The following is a 15,924-nucleotide window of genomic DNA, read 5'->3' as shown; positions in this document are numbered from 1 at the left end:
ATGTCCTTCCCCTCCAATGGCCATGAGATCGAGCTCAAGCTCCTGATCGACCCGGCGGGGGCGGACAGGCTCGTGGAGTCCGACCTGTTCGGTAGTCCGGATCAAGTCCGGACCATGCATAGCGTCTATTTCGATACGCCGGCACTCGACCTTGCCAAGGCCGGCTTTTCGATGCGCGTGCGGGAAAGCGGCGGAACGTTCATCCAGACGGTGAAGGCCTTCGGCAACGAAGCGGCCGGGTTGATGGCGCGCCCGGAATGGGAGCGCGAGTTGCCCGGCCCCGAGCCGATGCTCGATGACGAACGCCCCATCTGGCAAGGCCTGGGCGATCGCCTGCAGATGGTAGCGCCGCTGTTCGAAGTCGATGTGGAGCGCCGCAGCTGGACCCTTTCGCAGGGCGATTCCGTGTGCGAGGTCGTGCTGGACAGGGGCCACGTGCGGGCGGGCGACCGCCAGGCGCCGGTCTGCGAGATCGAGATCGAGTTGAAGGCCGGCGAAGCCGCGGACCTGTTCGCGCTGGCCCGACGGATCGACGGGGTGGTTCCCGTGTGGCCCGGCGTGATGACCAAGGCAGAGCGCGGCCACCGGCTTCTCGGGCCGGTCCGCCACGCTGTCCGGTCGCAGGCCGCGACGCTTTCGGAAGGCATGAGCAGCCAGCTTGCCTTTCAGCGGATCGCCTCGGCCTGCCTGCGCCAGTTTCGCGTGAACGAGATGCAGGTGGACCCGACCTATCCCGCGGCGCTGCACCAGGCCCGTGTGGCGATCCGCCGGCTGCGTTCGGCCCTTTCCATACATAAGGAGATGCTGGCCGGAGAGCGGCTTTCGGCAATCCGTTCGGCCTTTCGCGATCTCGGCTCCACGCTGGGCGAGGCGCGCGACCTCGATGTGCTGGCCGCCCGCATGGAAGGTTCGGCCTATCTGGCACCGGTGGAGCAGGCACGCCGGAGCGCCTACGAGCGCGCGGCAAAGACGCTGAAGTCGCAACGGACCCGGGCGCTTCTGCTCGACATTTCGGAATGGCTGTCCTTTGGCGACTGGACCACCTCTGCCGACACGCAGGAGCTTCGGCAGGCACCGGCCCGGGAGTCCTCCTCGCAGATACTCTCCCGCCAGTTCAAGCGGGTTCGAAAGGCAGGACGCCACCTCGCCGCGCTGGATGACGAGGCGCGGCATGACTTGCGTAAGATGGCGAAGCGCCTGCGCTATGCCACGGAATTCTATGCGCCGCTATTCGACGACAAGCGAAGCCGCAAGCGCCGGAAGCGCCTTCTCGACGCTCTGGAAACCCTTCAGGAAGCGCTTGGCGCGCTGAACGACATGGCGGGCGCCTCGCAGACGATCACGCGGCTCGATCTCGGCGCGGACGCCGCTTCGCAGATCGCCCGGCATGTCGGCGGGGACCAGCGGGACGATCTTCTGGCCGAGGCCGCCCGCGCCCATGAAGCGATCCGGGCGGCCAAGCCCTTCTGGACATGATCCGCCGTTACGCCGCGTCGCGCAGCCGCTCGGACGTGCCGTCCACCACGCCCTTCGCGGCATAGCGGCGGCCGAACCGGTTGGCCAGGAAGACATCGAACGGCACGTCCTCCTGCCGCACGAAGCCCCTTTGCGGCAGGATGCCCGCCGACAGAAGATCCAGCACCGCGCAGATGCCGGCTGCCGTGGTGATCTGGATGGCGCTATGCAGTTCCCCGGCGATGAGCCCGCTATGGATACGGCGTGCATCGGTCTCCTGCATCAGGCGCCCGTTCCGCATTCCGGTGACGGTGGCGAATGTGACCACCACGTCCTGGCGGGTGGCGGGAAGCGCGTGCTCCAGGATGTCCTTCAACACCGCGCGGCGATGCCTGAGGCCAAGATCGTTGAGCAGCGTCTTCATGATCGCGGCGTGGCCGGGATAGCGTATGGTGCGGTAGTTCAGCGAACGGACCTTGCCGGCATAGGTTTCGCAGAGCGAGCCCAGGCCGCCCGACGTGTTGAAGGCCTCGTATTGCGTACCGTCAATGGACAGCATCTCCAGCTCTTCCATGGCCGGCACGAGGATCTTGCGGCCATCGACGATGGCCTCGCAAGGCTCGATATATTCGTTGATGACGCCATCCGTGCTCCACGTCAGGTTGTAGCCGAGCGCGTTCGACGGAAACTCCGGCAGCGCACCCACCCGCAAACGCATCGTATCCAGCGTATCGAACCTGCCCGCCAGGGCGTTGGCCGCAATCGATATGAAGCCTGGTGCAAGCCCGCATTGCGGGATGAAGGCGGCAGCGCTGCCTTTGGCCAGTTCCGTCACACGGCGTGTGGATGCGACGTCTTCCGTCAGGTCCAGGTAATGCACGCCGCTGGCCGCGGCGGCCTCCGCGATAGCGATCGTCAGGTGGAAGGGGGCGGCGCTGAGGACGGCATGGCGCCCTTTCAGAAGCGCGCGCAGCCCGGCCTCGTTGCGGATATCGACGCTGGCCGGTTCGACATTCGGATGGCGGGCGCCCGCCGCGGCGGCCGCCACGTCGCGATCCGCTACCGTGACGCGATAGTCTCCTGTCTCGGCCAGCATCGCGGCGATGGCCGAGCCAATCTTTCCAGCTCCGATGACGACGATATCGCGCATGAACACACCTCCGACTGATGCGACCGATCGTCCCCTCAATGGGCCATGCCAGGCTTTACAGATCAAACCGTCAAATTCTATATTTCGACGATAAATTCAGACAGATCGCCGATTGGTTTCGTCACTATGCAGATTTCCCCGAGGGACGAAGCGTTACTTGCGCTTCTGGCCGACAACGCCCGGACTCCGGTGGCCGACCTTGCGCGGCGCCTTAGCCTCTCGCGGACGACGGTGCAGGCGCGTATCGAGCGGCTCGAGCGTGCAAACATCATCTCCGGCTACACCGTACGGCTTGGGGAGCAGGTCGAGCGGCATCTGGTGAAGGCCCATGTGCTGATTACGGTGCGCCCCAAGCAGGCGGCCCGCACCATCGCGGAACTGACCGACATGGCCGAGGTGCGCATGCTCCATTCCGTCAGCGGCGAGGTCGACCTGATCGCCATCGTCGCGGCCGGGTCCGTCGCCGCCCTCGACGCCGTGCTGGACAGGATCGGAGAGCTCGACGGCGTCGAACGCACGCAGACATCCGTGATCCTGGCAACGAAGGTCGACCGGTCGTCGGCCTAACCACGTCGTGCGCGCCATGTCGGACCATATCATGGTCATGAAGGACGGCAGGCTGATGGAGGAAGGCGGGACGGACGACATCTTCATCCGCCCCAAGGCCGATTATACGCGCAGTCTCATCGCTGCGGCGTTCCAGGACGTCCGCGCTCAGGCGGCCGCGCGCGTCTCGTCCAGCGACGCCATGTCGATGACGAAGCGGTAGTGCACGTCGCCCTTGACGGTCCGCTCGAAAGCTTCGTTGATATCCTTTATGCGGATCATCTCGATATCGCAGACGATGCCGTGCTCGGCGCAGAAATCTAGCATTTCCTGCGTCTCGGCGATACCACCGATCAGCGATCCCGCCAGCGACCGGCGCCGGAAGATCAGCGGGAAGCCGGCGACCGGCGGCTCGATGGGCTCCAGCACGCCCACGATGATCTGCGTGCCGTCACGCTTGAGGGCGTTGGAATACGGGTTCAGGTCGTGCGGCACGGGCACGGTGTTCAATACGAAATCCAGCGTTCCGGCCACCGCATTCATCTGCTCCTCATCGGTCGACAGCACCACATGGTGTACCCCGAGCGCGCGGGCCTCCGCCTCCTTCGACTTCGAGCGGGTGAACAGCGTCACCTCCGCGCCGAGCGCCACACCGAACTTGATCGCCATATGCCCCAGCCCGCCGAGGCCGACGACGCCGAGCTTGTGTCCCTTGCCCACCTTCCAGTGGCGCAGCGGCGAATAGGTCGTGATACCGGCGCACAGGAGGGGCGCCGCGGCGGCCAGGTCCAGCCCCTCGGGCATGCGCAACACGAACTTCTCACGCACGATGATCTGGTCGGAGTAGCCGCCATAGGTGGGCAAGCCGTCCTGCTTGTCCGTGTCGGCATAGGTCTGCGTCATTCCCTTTTCGCAGTACTGCTCCAGCCCATCGGCGCAGGACGGGCAATCCTGGCAGGAATCGACCATGCAGCCGACGCCGACGCTGTCGCCCCGCTTGAACGCCGTGACGGCGGGGCCGACCTCGGTCACCCGTCCGACGATCTCGTGTCCGGGAACCAGCGGATAGGTGGCAATGCCCCAGTCGTTGCGGGCCTGGTGGATATCGGAGTGGCAGACGCCGCAATGGGTGATCTCGATGCGAACATCGTCGTCGCGCAGGTCGCGCCGCTCGAAGCTCCAAGGCTTCATCGGCTCATTGGCGGCTGTGCAGGCAAAGCCGTAGCTCTGGATCATCGTGAATCCCCTAGGGTCGGACGGAGTAAGAACCTGAAGAATAAGGCCCGCCGGCCGGATGGGAAGCGCCGTCAGCCGAACTTTCGGTGGCGAAAGGCTTCGCGCGTCTCCGTCACGAAGCGGGTACCGAGCGTCGATGGCTCGAACACGAGATCGATGTCCAGCACGCTCGCCTCGGCAAGAAGCCGCCGGGCGGCATGCCCGTCGCCCGCCATGCGTGCCGCGTCCTTGCGCGTGGTGACGAGGTGCAGCCCATCGCGCGCGGCATCGGCTATCAGTTCCGAAATTTCCGCCGGTTGAAACGGGTGGTGATCCGGAAAATCGCGCGTCCGCACGATGTCCGCTCCGACGGCGCGCAGCGAGCGATAGAATTTCTCCGGATCGGCGATGCCGGCGAACGCCAGCACCCGCCGTCCGGCAAGTGCGTGGGCGCGCGGCTCCAGGCGCGCCTCGAAGACGGGCTTGCCGCCGCGTGCCGTCAGCCGGATGGCCTGCGCGCCGGCGGCTCCCTCCCCGATCACCAGCAGGGCGTCCGCATGGCGGATCTGGTCCTTGAGCGGGGCGCGCAAGGGGCCGGACGGCACCACCTGCCCATTGCCGAGCCCCCGCCCGGCATCGATGGCAAGAAGCGCGAAGTCGATGCACAGGCGGGCGCTCTGGAAGCCATCGTCCATGATGATGAAATCGACACCGACGGTGTCCACCAGATAGCGCGCCCCTGCGCCCCTGTCCTTCGCCACCACGGTTGGTGCCCGCGCCGCCAGAAGCAGCGGCTCGTCGCCGACCAGCCGTGCCGCATGCGCCGAGGGGTCCACGAGCAGCGGACCGCCCGTCGATCCGCCATAGCCGCGCGACAGGAAGCCGGGGCGCAGGCCACAGGCCTCCGCCGCGCCGGCCATGGCCAGCGCGGTCGGCGTCTTACCGCCGCCGCCGACCGTAAAGTTCCCGATGCACAGGACGGGCACGTCCACGGCCTCGCGGCGGCCCTTGTCCATGCGCCGTCGCGCGACCGCCCCATAGACCGCCGACGCGGGCCGCAACGCCAGCGCCGCCCATTGCGGCCCTCCCCACCAGAAGGCAGGGGTTTCGCCACCCATCATCGATGCGGATCGCCGCGCTGCCGACGCTCGAAGTTGAGGGTCAGGCGCAGGGGATGAAGGAACGGCTCCAGCGCCTGCATCGTGCGGGACAGGGCACCGCGCATCTCATGCACGCTGGCCTTGCCGGCGGCGCTCATCGCAGCTCGCGCCTCCGCGTCGGTCAGCAGAAGCTCGACCTCTTCGGCAAGTTGCTCGCCGTCCTTGACGATGCGCGCGCCGCCATTCTTGATCAGGCGCTGGTAGATGTCCCGGAAGTTCTGGACATAGCGCCCCGACAGGACGGCCGTACCCAGCATCGCGGCCTCGAGCGGGTTCTGGCCGCCTTCGCCGGCCAGCGAGCGACCCACGAAGGCGACTTCCGTCAGCCGCAGATAAAGTCCCATCTCTCCCACCGTGTCGCCCAGATAGATATCGGTGGTCGGATCGGGCATTTCCCCCAGCGAGCGGCGTGCGACGCGAAGCCCCTTGGCCGCCAGTTCCTTGACGATTTCCGGCGCCCGTTCCACGTGGCGCGGCACGATGATCGTCATCAGGCGCGGCAGCCGCTCGGAAACCTTGCGATGGACGTCGGCGATGATCGCCTCTTCGCCGGCATGGGTGGATACGGCGGCGAAGGTGGGACGCCGGGCGATGGCCTGCGCCAATGCCAGGGCGGCCTCCCGGTCCGGCAGGGGCGGCGGCGCCGTATCGGCCTTGAGATTGCCTGCCACCGTCACGCTGCGCGCACCCAGCATGTGGAAACGCTCGCCGTCGACATCCGATTGCGCCACGATCTGCGAGATGTTTTCCAGGAGAGCCTCGGCAAGCGCCGGCACGGCGCGCCAGCGGCGGAAGGAGCGGTCCGACAGCCGGGCATTGACCAGCACCTGCGGTATGCGGCGCCTGGTCAGTTCCATCAATGTCATCGGCCAGATCTCGCTTTCCGCGACGATTGCGAGATCGGGCCGCCAATGGTCGAGGAAGCGCGCGACGGACTGCTTCAGATCGAGCGGCACATATTGGTGGATAACGGCATCCGATAGGCGTTCTCGCACGATGGCGGCGGAGGTGACCGTGCCCGTCGTCATGACGATGGTGAAGCCTTCGTTGGCGATCTCGCGCACCAGGGGCGCAACCGCAGCGCTTTCGCCGATGGAAGCGGCATGGATCCAGACCAGCGGCCCGCCTTCCGGGCGTACCGCATCGGTGAAGCCATATCGCTCGCGCCGCCGCCGGGGGTCTTCCTTGCCGCGTGCGGCCCGCCAGCCGACATAGGCTCCAAGCATCGGATATGCGAGGGACCCGACCAGCCTGTACGTGGTCAGAACGCCACGCGCCCAGCCGTCACTCATGCGTGCTACCTGCCTCTGCCTGAACGCCGTCGGCCAATGCGATGGCGCGGCGATTGGCCGTTTCTATGGCCAGCGTAACCTGCCGGCGGATTTCTTCCATCGTCGCATCGTCGGCATCGGCCGGAACATGGATGGGGTCTCCCATCCATACCGCCATACGACCCAGCGGAAGCGGAATCGTGGTCTTGTCCCAGCTGCGCTGCACAACGTGCCTGCGGCTCGTCACGGCGGCGGCCGGGATGATCGGCCGGCCGGACAGGCGTGCCAGCGTCACCACGCCCAGGCCGGCCTCCCGCGGGGTGCCCTTGGGAACGTCGGCGATCATGCAGACGCCGTATCCTTCCTTGAGGAAGCGTCGAAGCTGGATCAGCGCCTTGACGCCCCCCTTTTCCGAAGCTGCATGCCGGACCCGCCCGCCCGATCCGCGCACGGTGCCGATGCCGAACCGCTCGACGACGTCGGCATTGATGGCCGCGTCGACATTGCGCGACAGGAGCGCGACATAGGGCAGTTCACGCGGCCTGAAGAAGGGTGCCAGAAGATGCTGCCCATGCCAGAGCGCGACGATGGCGGGATGCTCCTTGGTCAATATGCCCCGCCAGTCGGACGAGCCATCGGCAATGCGCTGCGTGGCGCGGATCGCCTGCAGGACGCCGTAGATTGCGGCGCCACCCACGCGCACCGCCGCACCGGAGCGCCCCAGCGCGCGCAACTGGCGTCGCAACAGGCGTCGCCTGTCGCCGCGCTGTCTGCCGGTCTTGCCCTGCTGGTCGTCCGATGGCACGCCGTCTCTCATTGCCCGTGGGAGCCGCGCGTCATGCGCCTGCTTCCGGCTCCAGCAAACGGTGCATATGCACGATGAAGTAGCGCATGGCGGCGTTGTCTACCGTGGCCTGCGCCTTGCCGCGCCATGCAGCCAGCGCGGACGCGTAGTCGGGGAAGATGCCGACGATGTCGAGGTCGTCGAAATTGCGGAAGGAGAGACCGTCGAGGCTTTCGAGCTCGCCACCGAAAACCAGATGCAACCTCTGCTTGGGGATGCTCTCTTCAATCATCGCCTGTCGTCCTTGTCGCATTGCTGCCGTGCGGGGATGCTTGCCATGAAACCGGCTAGTCGTGCAAGGAAGCAGCGATCTCATTGAGGCGCGGCAGCACGCCCTTGCCGCCGGCGATCAGCAGGCCGTGGCGTCGCGGCGTCAAGTTGTAGTTATGGCGCTGGCCGGCGACGTTCAGCAGCGCACCGCCCGCCCTGTCGATGATCAGGTCGGCCGCGGCGATGTCCCAGTCATTCGCCCTGGGCTGGACGATGGTTCCATCAAGCCGGCCGTGCGCCACCTGCGCCAGACGGTAGGCAAGGGACGGTATGGGCGCTGCGAAATCGATGCGCGCCGCATCCGCCGTGTCCAACCGCCGCCGCACCCCTTCGGGAAGGGACAGCCTCATGCGCTCCCCGGCGACCTGCGGCATTTCCGCAAGCTGCCGGCCGTTGACGCGTGCCGGTCCGTCGGCGATGGCGTCGAAAATCTCACCGGTGACGGGCGCATGGATCACGCCATGCGTCGGGCGTCCGCCCTCGATGACGGCCAGTGCCACGCACCAGGTGGTTTCGCCGCGCAGGAAAGACCGGGTCCCGTCGATCGGATCGACGACAAAGAAGCGTTCCTCGGACCCGCTGGGCGGCTCGGCCGCCGTCTCTTCCGAAACCCATCCATAACGCGGCCGCGCCGACAGCAGGAAATCCCTGAGGAAACCGTCGACGGCAAGGTCGGCCTGGCTGACGGGAGAGTTTCCCTCTTTCCAGAAGACTTCCGGATCCTGCCTGAAATAGCCGAGCGCGATCCGGGCGGCCTCGCCGGCCGCTCGCTGGAGCAGGACGAGATCGTCGACGGATCGCACGTCTAAACCCCGGCCACGGTCATCTCGCCGACCGCAATGGTGGGGCAGATGATCGGGAAGCGCCTGTCGACGTCATCGCCGGGGGACATGGCCAGGAGCATGTCCGCAAGATTGCCCGCGATGGTGAATTCGGCAACGGGCTCGGCAAGCTGACCACCCCGGATGCGAAAGCCGGATGCCCCGCGCGAATAGTCGCCGGTCACGAGATCGGCGCCATGGCCGATGAGCTCGGTGACATAGATTCCCCCTTCCGCGTCCGCCAGCAGCTCCGCTACGGGCCGCTGGCCGCCCGAAAGAATGACGTTGGACGCCGAGGGCGAGACGCCGCCACCGCTGCGCGAGGCCCGCCCATTCGGCTTCAGGCCCAGTTCGCGGGCAGTCGCACCATCCAGCAGCCAGTCGACGAGAATGCCGTCGGCCACCAGCGGCAGCGCCGCAGCCGCCGCGCCCTCGCCATCGAACGAGCGTGAACCCCAGCCACGCGCCAGAAGCGGATCGTCGATCACGGAAATCGTCTCCGGCAGGATGCGCGTGCCCATCCGCTTGCGCAGGAAGCTCGTGCCCCGGGCTATGGCCGCGCCGTTGATGGCCCCGACCAGATGGCCGACCAGCGCCCGCGCCGTGCGCGGGTCGAAAACGATGGGATAGCGGCCCGTCCGGACTTTTTCGGGGCTCATGCGGCGTACGGTCCGCTCGCCGGCATTGCGGCCGATCGCCTGCGCGGCATCGAGGTCGCAATAATGGATGCGGGAGTCGAAGTCATGGTCCCGCTGCATCGCGGTGCCTTCTCCGGCGATCACATTGACCGACCGGGAATAGGCCGAGCGCGCGCGCGTTCCGGAAAAACCGTCCGAGGTAACCAGGACGAACCCGCCGAAGCCGCATGTGGCGCTGGCCCCGCCCGAATTGGTCACGCCCGCTACGGACAGGGCCGCCGCTTCCAGTGCCTGCGCCTCTTCGATCAGGTCGGCGGTGGGGATATCGGTATCGTCGTAAAGGTCGAGATCCGGAAATACCGTGGCAAGCCTGTCGGGCTCGGCAAGGCCGGCATACGGGTCGGCAGGGGAAACGCGCGCCATGGCGACGGCGCGCTCGGCCGCCTTGTCGAGATCGCTGGCAAGATCCGCGCTGACGGTGGCCACGCGCCGGTCGACGAAAACCCGCAGCGACAGGCTGTCGGACTCGGACGATTCCGCTTCCTCGAGCTTGCCGAGACGCACCTGAACCGCCCGCGACCGGGACTGCGATATGGCCGCGTCGGCAGCGTCCGCCCCGTGGCGGAGAGCGGCGCGGATTATGTCCTGTCCGGCGTTCAGAAGGCGTTCTGTCTTGTCATGCATGGATTCGGCCCGGAATTCTTCCAGTCCACATGTATCAGTTGGCCGCCATCCATCAACCCGGAGGATAATGTTCAGGCCTTCGAGAGCTCCGATTCGGACTTGAGCGCCTTCGCGCCGTCGTCCTGCACGACCATGTATGCGGGATTGTCCTTGTCGGCGTTCCGGGTGATCGACTTTCCGGCGATCTTCCGCGTGACCTTTTCGGTGAACTTTTCCTCGACCCGGCCCTCGGCGGTGCCGTTTCCCCAGGTCCACGTCACCTTGCTTCCCTTGCGATACATCGCGTTCTTCCTTTCCCGTATCCATCGAAAGGCAATCGCATCGGGGTGTACCCGTTCCCGGGACACGTCGCCGCAGGAACCGCCATTCGCACCGCCCGTTTCAAATGACCCGAGCGGATGATGCTGCCCATGACGAAGACACTTGAGTTCCACGCCACCGCAAACGGATTGACCATCGTCGATCCGGCGGATTTCCACGTGGAGAGAAGGCCGCATGGCAAGGGGCACCGGATCTGCTTTGCCAATGGCGATGCGATCACCGACAAGTGCCTGAAGGCCCGGGTCAAGGCGCTTGTGCTGCCGCCGGCCTGGCGCGACGTCAAGATCTGCGTCGAAGAGAACGGCCATATCCAGGCAACCGGCCGGGACGAGAAGGGGCGCCTGCAGTATCGCTATCATGATGTCTGGGTGAATGTGCGCAATGCCGTGAAGACAGAGCGCCTGCTGCGCTTCGGGCGCGCATTGCCACAGCTCCGCCGCCATATCGACCGCGACATGCGCCGCCGGCAGCCGGACGAGAAACTGGCCGCCGCCACTGCCGTCCGACTGATCGACCTGTCGTCCATGCGGCCCGGCCACGAGAAATACGCGATCGACGGCGGCCGGGGCGTCGCATCGCTCGAGAAAACCAATCTACGCATGCGCGGCAATGGCGCGGTCCTGGATTTCGTCGGCAAATCCCGCAAGCGGCAGACGGTGGAAATTCGCGACCGGCGGCTGGTCAACGGCCTTGCCAGGATGCGCAAAGGCCGCGGCAAGCGCCTGTTCAAGTTCCAGGGACAGGACAGGCAGGATCATGTGCTGACGGCCAACCGGCTGAACGACTATCTTCATGTCGCCGGCCATGCGCGCATCTCGGCCAAGGACTTCCGAACCTTTCGCGGGTCGGCGGAAGCGCTGCGCTATCTCATCGAGGAGGTCGGTCCATCGGCCGATACCGAGCCGAAGCGTCGGCGCGCCGTAGCGGCGGCCATGCGCGCCGTCAGCGATGTCCTGCGCAACACGCCGTCCGTGGCGCGCTCTTCCTATGTGCACCCCGGCATCGTATCGGCCTTCGAGGCCCAGGAACTGGATTTCGACCTGATGAAGGGGCGCGCCCGGCAGGGCCTGAGCAAGGCAGAAACCGGCCTGATGCGGTTTCTGGAAGAAAGCGCTCAGAGTTGCAGGTCGTGAAGCTCGCAGAGAGCGGCGATCTTGCGTTTCAGCTCCTCGCGCAGGCCGGACGTCTCCTGCAGGATCGTGCGCACCCGCAGAAAATCCAGCACGCGGTAGCGGCTCACCGGCGGCGTGACGACCAGGTCCGGCGGGGATGATGCAAGCTTTGCCTGGATGATCGCGTGCATCATCAATTGCGAGGCACCGAACATCGCCTCGGTCGGCGTCGGCAGGCCGCCGGCCGATTCCAGGGGTCCGCCGGTCACGTCGACGGCGATATTGAGATCGACCCGCCCGGCAAGAAGATCGAATGGCAACGGATCGCAGATGCCGCCGTCGATCAGCACGATGCCTTCCCGACGCACCGGCCGGAAGATGGCAGGCAACGCCGCCGACGCGGCGATGGCGCTGACCAGATCGCCGCTCTCGAGCGACATCACAGCGCCGGAATAAAAGTCCGTGGCGGTCACGCAAAGCGGGATCGCCAGATCCTCGAACCGGGACGGCAGTTCCAGCGGAAGAAACGCGCCCACCACGCGCTCGGCATTCAACTGGCCGAGGCGCACGCCGCCATCGGCCATGAACTGCGCGAAGCTGGCCGGCCGCGTCCGCCACAGCCGGCCCGCAACCAGACGCTTATTGCCGAGCGTGTCAACGACGAACTCCTCGATCACGCCGGCCGGCATTCCGGCCGCATAGGCCGCGCCTATCAGGGCGCCGATGGACGTGCCGGCGATCCGGTGCGGCTTTATGCCGAGATCGTCGAAGGCATGGAGCGCATGGATGTGGGCTATGCCACGCGCGCCGCCGCCGCCGAGGGCAAGCCCGATACGAGGCTTTCCGCGTTGCGGGGGCTGGTCGCCCGTGACGGGTGCGACGGCCTCGTCCATACCGGCGGTCTCAGCCGTTGTCCTGCCCGACCGTGATGATGGTCGGGTCCGGCGTCAGAAGCTCCTTCGCCATCGCCTTCACCCCTTCGGCGTCGACCGCATCGATCAGGCCCTCGCGCTTGTCGATATAGTCGATGCCCAGCCCGTCGAGCTGGATGCCGACGAGCGTCGAGGCGATGGACAGGGACGACGACAGGTTCTGCACCGCGTAGGCGCCCTTCACATAGGCTTTCGCCTTCGCCAGTTCCTCGTCGCCCGGCCCGTCTTCGGCCAGGCGCGCCATTTCCTGCCGGATGATGTCGATGCTCTCGCCGGCCCGGTCCGCCCGCGTCGCCGTCGAAGCCGCCAGGAACGACGCGTGGTCGTAGTCGACGAGATAGGAGCCGACGCCATAGGCAAGCCCCCGCTTTTCGCGGACTTCGGTGTAGAGGCGGGATGAGAAGGTTCCGCCGCCGAGAATATGGTTCATCAGATAGGCATCGAAGAACTTCGGGTCGTCCCGCGCGATGCCGGGCAGCGCGAACTGGATGGTCGTCTGCGGAACCGCCAGCTCGATATGCTCGCGCGCACCCATCGCCGGCTCGATATCCGGCACCTGCGTCAGCTCGGCCGTATCGCGCAGCGGGCCGAACACCTCGTCCAGCCTTTTGCCGAGGCGCTCGGCATCGATGGCGCCGACGACGCCGACGACGAGATTGTCCCTGGCGAAGGCCGTGTCGCGGAAGTGCCGCAAATCGTCCACCGTCACGGCGTTGAGGCTTTCGACGGTGCCTTCCGTGGGGCGGGAATACGGGTGGCCGGGGAATACCGTGCGCCGAAAAGCGTCACCGGCCAGCGTGCCGGGATCGTTGCGGCTGGCGATGATGCCGGTCGCGATCTGTCCGCGAATACGGTCCACCGGCTCTTCGTCGAGCCGCGGCTCGTTCACCGCCAGCCGAAGCAGGTCGAAGGCGACGTCCTCGTGCTCGACGATGGTGCGGAAATTGCCTGCGAAATTATCGTAGGTCGCATTGAAGGAAAGGCTGACCCCGAACTTGTCGAGCTGCGACTGGAAGTCCTGGCTTTCGATGTCGCCGGCCCCCTCGTCCAACAGACCGGACAGAAGATTTGCCATGCCCTCCCGGCCGGCCGGATCTTCCGTCGTGCCGGCGCCCTTGAAGGCGAAACGCATGGCGATCAGCGGGTTCGTGTAGTCTTCCACCAGCAGCGCATGGATGCCGCCGGGGCTGGTCACCTCCTGGATCTCGATGGCCGAGGCCGGCGTTGCCGCAAGGCCCGCTGCCGCCAGCAGAAAGACGAAACCGCCGCGCACGGCCATGGAGGGCTGGAACTTCGAAAAACGGAACATGGAGATCAGCCCTCGATATCGGTTGCGGCAGGCCCGGCGGGCGGCGTCGCCGCTGCCGGTGCATCGGACGGCTGGCGCGCGTCGGCGGCCGGCAGGAGATATCCGGTCACCGCGCCGACCCCGGACAGGTATTCCCGCGCAACCGCCTGGACGTCGTCTACCGTCACCGCCTCGATCCGCTCCGGCCAGCTTTCGACATCCTCCACAGTCCGCCCCGTCGACAGGGCCACGCCGTACCGGCGGGCCAGCGACGTCTGGCTGTCGCGCTGGTAGATCAGGGCATTGCGCACGCGGTTCTTGGCCGCGGCCAGTTCCTCATCCGTGATGCCGTCGGTGACGATCTTCCCCAGCTCCGCGTCGATGGCGGCCTTCAGCGTCTCGACATCGGCGTCGCCGCGCGGCGTGCCGTACGTCATGAACTGGCCTTCCATCAGGCTGTCGCCCTGATAATAGGCGCCCGCCCCTGCCGCGATGGGATTGTCGATCACGAGCGCGCGGTAGAGCCGGCTGGTCGAGCCGCCGCCGAGCACATCGGCCAGAATGTCGAGCGCCTCGGACTGCCGCCCCTCGGCCGTGCGCTCCGAAGGGACCACGTAGGCCATCTGTACGCTCGGCTGCGAAACGCGGGCATCACGCAGCGTCACGGTGCGCTCCGTCAGGGCTTTCGGTTCCTGCGGACGGTCGCGCGGGCCGGGGTCGGCGCGCCGCGCCACCTGTCCGAAGGTTTTTTCGGCAAGCGCGCGAACCTCATCGCTGGTCACGTCGCCGGCCACGATCAAGGTCGCGTTGTTCGGAGTGTAATACCGGTCGTAGAAGGCGATGGCGTCGTCGCGCGACAGCTTCTCCATCTCGCTCTGCCAGCCTATGATCGGCGTGCCGTAGGGGCTGTTGACGAACAGGGTCGCGCCCATGGCTTCGGCGAGCTGCGATCCGGGATCGTTGTCCACGCGCATGCGCCGCTCTTCCAGGATGACGTCGCGCTCGGGCAGGACGGCGGCGTCGTCCAGCACCAGATTGGCCATCCGGTCGGATTCGAACTCCATCATCTGTTCCAGGGCCGAAACGGGAACCTGCTGGAAATAAGCCGTGTAATCATAGGAGGTAAAGGCATTCTCCTCGCCGCCGATATCCGACACGGCTGCCGAGAACTCCCCTGCGGGGTGGGTTTTCGTGCCCTTGAACATCAGATGCTCGAGGAAGTGCGCGATGCCGGACTGGCCGGGGGGCTCATCCGCCGAGCCGATCTTGTACCACACCATCTGCGTCACGACCGGCGCGCGATGATCGGGAATGACGACCACCTGCAAGCCGTTATCCAGCATGAAGCTTTCGATATCCGGGCGCATCGCCTCGGCCTTGGCGACCGCTTCCTCGACGGTGGAGGACGCGGCGGGCGCGTCCTGTGCCGGTGTCTGTGCGAAGGAAGCCGGCACGATTCCGGCGGACAGGCCGAAAGCCATGGTGGAAACCATCAGCAGCCGGCGCAGGGCGGCGCTTCCGGAGGGCGATGAACGATGAGTTCTGGCGATCAATGTCTCACATCCTTTGGAGCTCGACGGGCGCGGCGAGGTATGGCCAATCCACCAGCAACGCGCAATTTACGTTTTTGTAAGGGGCGGCGAGGGTTTTTCGCTCCGGTCTTGCGACACGCGCAGAAAGCGCAGCACGCTGGCCCCCATGTCCCGTTCGTCCAGGAGGTCGAAACCGGCGATGGGCGCGAAGGAGGCGCCCCTCCCTTCCTCCAGCACCGCAAGCGCATCGGGGCGCAGCCAGCCGCCCGACAGCGCCGCTTCCAGCGCCGCTTCGCCGAGCCGTTTTCCGTAGGGCGGGTCGGCCATCACGATATCGAAAGGCTCGAGCGTGCCGGCCGCCCCAAGACGCGTCGCGTCCCGGCGGAAGACCTTCGTGCGCCCGCCCAGCCCCAGCGCCTCGATATTGGTCCGCAGAAGGCCCCTGCCCTCCACGCCCTCTTCCACGAAGACGCAGCTGCGCGCGCCGCGCGACAGGGCTTCCAGCCCCAGCGCGCCGGTGCCGGAGAACAGGTCCAGCACCCGCACACCGGTCATGTCGAAAGCCAGGCCGTGTTCGAGGATGTCGAACAGGCTGCCCCGATGGCGTTCGGAGGTCGGACGGATGGCGTCGCCCTTCGGCCCCGCCAGCGCCCGCCCCTTGAATTCACCCGCGACGATGCGCAGC

17 protein-coding genes are annotated in these 15,924 nt (G+C 66.5%); 4 read left to right on the top strand and 13 right to left on the bottom strand.

All coding sequences use genetic code 11. The features are described 5' to 3' along the window. The gene (locus IGS74_RS06845) at positions 1-1,476 is read left to right on the top strand and encodes a CHAD domain-containing protein (protein ID WP_192390367.1); all 1,476 of its coding nucleotides are present in this window, start codon (positions 1-3) and stop codon (positions 1,474-1,476) included. A 7-nt stretch (positions 1,477-1,483) separates the two neighbouring features. On the opposite strand, the gene IGS74_RS06840 is transcribed toward IGS74_RS06845, so the two are convergent. Then, positions 1,484-2,605, bottom strand: a complete 1,122-nt coding sequence (locus tag IGS74_RS06840) for a saccharopine dehydrogenase NADP-binding domain-containing protein (RefSeq protein ID WP_192390366.1) — start codon at positions 2,603-2,605, stop codon at positions 1,484-1,486. A gap of 126 nt (positions 2,606-2,731) precedes the next feature. On the opposite strand from IGS74_RS06840, the gene IGS74_RS06835 reads away from it, so the two are divergent. Further along, entirely contained in the window at positions 2,732-3,172 is a 441-nt protein-coding gene (locus IGS74_RS06835) for an Lrp/AsnC family transcriptional regulator (protein ID WP_192390365.1), read from the top strand. Positions 3,173-3,188: 16 nt separating this feature from the next. Continuing rightward, positions 3,189-3,374: a hypothetical protein gene (locus IGS74_RS06830; RefSeq protein ID WP_192390364.1), complete on the top strand. Its 186-nt coding sequence runs from the start codon at positions 3,189-3,191 to the stop codon at positions 3,372-3,374. Here the strand turns inward: IGS74_RS06830 and IGS74_RS06825 are convergent. From IGS74_RS06825 to IGS74_RS06790, 8 genes are all read right to left on the bottom strand, one after another. Then, positions 3,320-4,387 carry an NAD(P)-dependent alcohol dehydrogenase gene (locus tag IGS74_RS06825; RefSeq protein ID WP_192390363.1) on the bottom strand — a complete coding sequence of 356 codons (1,068 nt, stop codon included), beginning with the start codon at positions 4,385-4,387 and terminating at the stop codon, positions 3,320-3,322. The genes IGS74_RS06830 and IGS74_RS06825 overlap by 55 nt on opposite strands. Positions 4,388-4,458: 71 nt before the next feature. Then, the gene (gene lpxK, locus IGS74_RS06820) at positions 4,459-5,487 is read right to left on the bottom strand and encodes a tetraacyldisaccharide 4'-kinase (protein WP_348641888.1); all 1,029 of its coding nucleotides are present in this window, start codon (positions 5,485-5,487) and stop codon (positions 4,459-4,461) included. Next, complete coding sequence (gene waaA / locus IGS74_RS06815) at positions 5,484-6,818, bottom strand: lipid IV(A) 3-deoxy-D-manno-octulosonic acid transferase (protein ID WP_192390362.1); 1,335 nt, start codon at positions 6,816-6,818, stop codon at positions 5,484-5,486. Before waaA ends, lpxK begins: the two co-directional genes overlap by 4 nt. Beyond that, on the bottom strand, positions 6,811-7,602 hold the full coding sequence (locus IGS74_RS06810; RefSeq protein ID WP_246723014.1) for a lysophospholipid acyltransferase family protein: 792 nt from the start codon (positions 7,600-7,602) through the stop codon (positions 6,811-6,813). Before IGS74_RS06810 ends, waaA begins: the two co-directional genes overlap by 8 nt. A 31-nt stretch (positions 7,603-7,633) precedes the next feature. Further along, entirely contained in the window at positions 7,634-7,873 is a 240-nt protein-coding gene (locus tag IGS74_RS06805; protein ID WP_039188757.1) for a DUF4170 domain-containing protein, read from the bottom strand. A gap of 55 nt (positions 7,874-7,928) precedes the next feature. Beyond that, a complete protein-coding gene (locus IGS74_RS06800; protein WP_039188756.1) occupies positions 7,929-8,714 on the bottom strand; it encodes a 3'(2'),5'-bisphosphate nucleotidase CysQ in 786 nt (261 codons plus the stop codon). A gap of 2 nt (positions 8,715-8,716) precedes the next feature. After that, positions 8,717-10,054: a TldD/PmbA family protein gene (locus IGS74_RS06795; RefSeq protein WP_192390360.1), complete on the bottom strand. Its 1,338-nt coding sequence runs from the start codon at positions 10,052-10,054 to the stop codon at positions 8,717-8,719. Positions 10,055-10,125: 71 nt separating this feature from the next. Continuing rightward, positions 10,126-10,335, bottom strand: a complete 210-nt coding sequence (locus IGS74_RS06790; RefSeq protein WP_039188753.1) for a DUF2945 domain-containing protein — start codon at positions 10,333-10,335, stop codon at positions 10,126-10,128. A 129-nt stretch (positions 10,336-10,464) separates the two neighbouring features. Between IGS74_RS06790 and IGS74_RS06785 the strand changes: the two genes are divergently transcribed. After that, a complete protein-coding gene (locus tag IGS74_RS06785) occupies positions 10,465-11,508 on the top strand; it encodes a DNA topoisomerase IB (protein ID WP_192390359.1) in 1,044 nt (347 codons plus the stop codon). On the opposite strand, the gene IGS74_RS06780 is transcribed toward IGS74_RS06785, so the two are convergent. From IGS74_RS06780 to rsmD, 4 genes are all read right to left on the bottom strand, one after another. Beyond that, positions 11,490-12,380 carry a patatin-like phospholipase family protein gene (locus IGS74_RS06780; RefSeq protein WP_039188751.1) on the bottom strand — a complete coding sequence of 297 codons (891 nt, stop codon included), beginning with the start codon at positions 12,378-12,380 and terminating at the stop codon, positions 11,490-11,492. The two genes, IGS74_RS06785 and IGS74_RS06780, sit on opposite strands and share 19 nt — an antisense overlap. Positions 12,381-12,390: 10 nt before the next feature. Further along, positions 12,391-13,728, bottom strand: a complete 1,338-nt coding sequence (locus IGS74_RS06775) for a pitrilysin family protein (protein ID WP_039188749.1) — start codon at positions 13,726-13,728, stop codon at positions 12,391-12,393. A 5-nt stretch (positions 13,729-13,733) separates the two neighbouring features. Then, positions 13,734-15,188 (bottom strand): pitrilysin family protein, encoded by a 1,455-nt coding sequence (locus IGS74_RS06770; protein WP_192391485.1) that lies wholly within the window; start codon positions 15,186-15,188, stop codon positions 13,734-13,736. Positions 15,189-15,326: 138 nt separating this feature from the next. Further along, positions 15,327-15,923, bottom strand: coding sequence for a 16S rRNA (guanine(966)-N(2))-methyltransferase RsmD (gene rsmD, locus IGS74_RS06765; protein ID WP_192391479.1), 597 nt, complete (start codon positions 15,921-15,923; stop codon positions 15,327-15,329). Position 15,924: the final 1 nt, after the last annotated feature.

Source organism: Aureimonas sp. OT7, from assembly GCF_014844055.1.
Classification (GTDB): domain Bacteria; phylum Pseudomonadota; class Alphaproteobacteria; order Rhizobiales; family Rhizobiaceae; genus Aureimonas; species Aureimonas altamirensis_A.
This window is presented reverse-complemented; position numbering and strand designations above follow the sequence as displayed.

Excerpts from the sequence above, each read along its gene's own strand:
- IGS74_RS06845 (WP_192390367.1), top strand. The coding sequence starts at position 1 with ATGTCCTTCCCCTCCAATGGCCATGAGATCGAGCTCAAGCTCCTGATC.
- IGS74_RS06840 (WP_192390366.1), bottom strand. The coding sequence starts at position 2,605 with ATGCGCGATATCGTCGTCATCGGAGCTGGAAAGATTGGCTCGGCCATC.
- IGS74_RS06835 (WP_192390365.1), top strand. The coding sequence starts at position 2,732 with ATGCAGATTTCCCCGAGGGACGAAGCGTTACTTGCGCTTCTGGCCGAC.
- IGS74_RS06830 (WP_192390364.1), top strand. The coding sequence starts at position 3,189 with ATGTCGGACCATATCATGGTCATGAAGGACGGCAGGCTGATGGAGGAA.
- IGS74_RS06825 (WP_192390363.1), bottom strand. The coding sequence starts at position 4,387 with ATGATCCAGAGCTACGGCTTTGCCTGCACAGCCGCCAATGAGCCGATG.
- lpxK (WP_348641888.1), bottom strand. The coding sequence starts at position 5,487 with ATGATGGGTGGCGAAACCCCTGCCTTCTGGTGGGGAGGGCCGCAATGG.
- waaA (WP_192390362.1), bottom strand. The coding sequence starts at position 6,818 with ATGAGTGACGGCTGGGCGCGTGGCGTTCTGACCACGTACAGGCTGGTC.
- IGS74_RS06805 (WP_039188757.1), bottom strand. The coding sequence starts at position 7,873 with ATGATTGAAGAGAGCATCCCCAAGCAGAGGTTGCATCTGGTTTTCGGT.
- IGS74_RS06795 (WP_192390360.1), bottom strand. The coding sequence starts at position 10,054 with ATGCATGACAAGACAGAACGCCTTCTGAACGCCGGACAGGACATAATC.
- IGS74_RS06790 (WP_039188753.1), bottom strand. The coding sequence starts at position 10,335 with ATGTATCGCAAGGGAAGCAAGGTGACGTGGACCTGGGGAAACGGCACC.
- IGS74_RS06785 (WP_192390359.1), top strand. The coding sequence starts at position 10,465 with ATGACGAAGACACTTGAGTTCCACGCCACCGCAAACGGATTGACCATC.
- IGS74_RS06780 (WP_039188751.1), bottom strand. The coding sequence starts at position 12,380 with ATGGACGAGGCCGTCGCACCCGTCACGGGCGACCAGCCCCCGCAACGC.
- IGS74_RS06775 (WP_039188749.1), bottom strand. The coding sequence starts at position 13,728 with ATGTTCCGTTTTTCGAAGTTCCAGCCCTCCATGGCCGTGCGCGGCGGT.
- IGS74_RS06770 (WP_192391485.1), bottom strand. The coding sequence starts at position 15,188 with ATGGCTTTCGGCCTGTCCGCCGGAATCGTGCCGGCTTCCTTCGCACAG.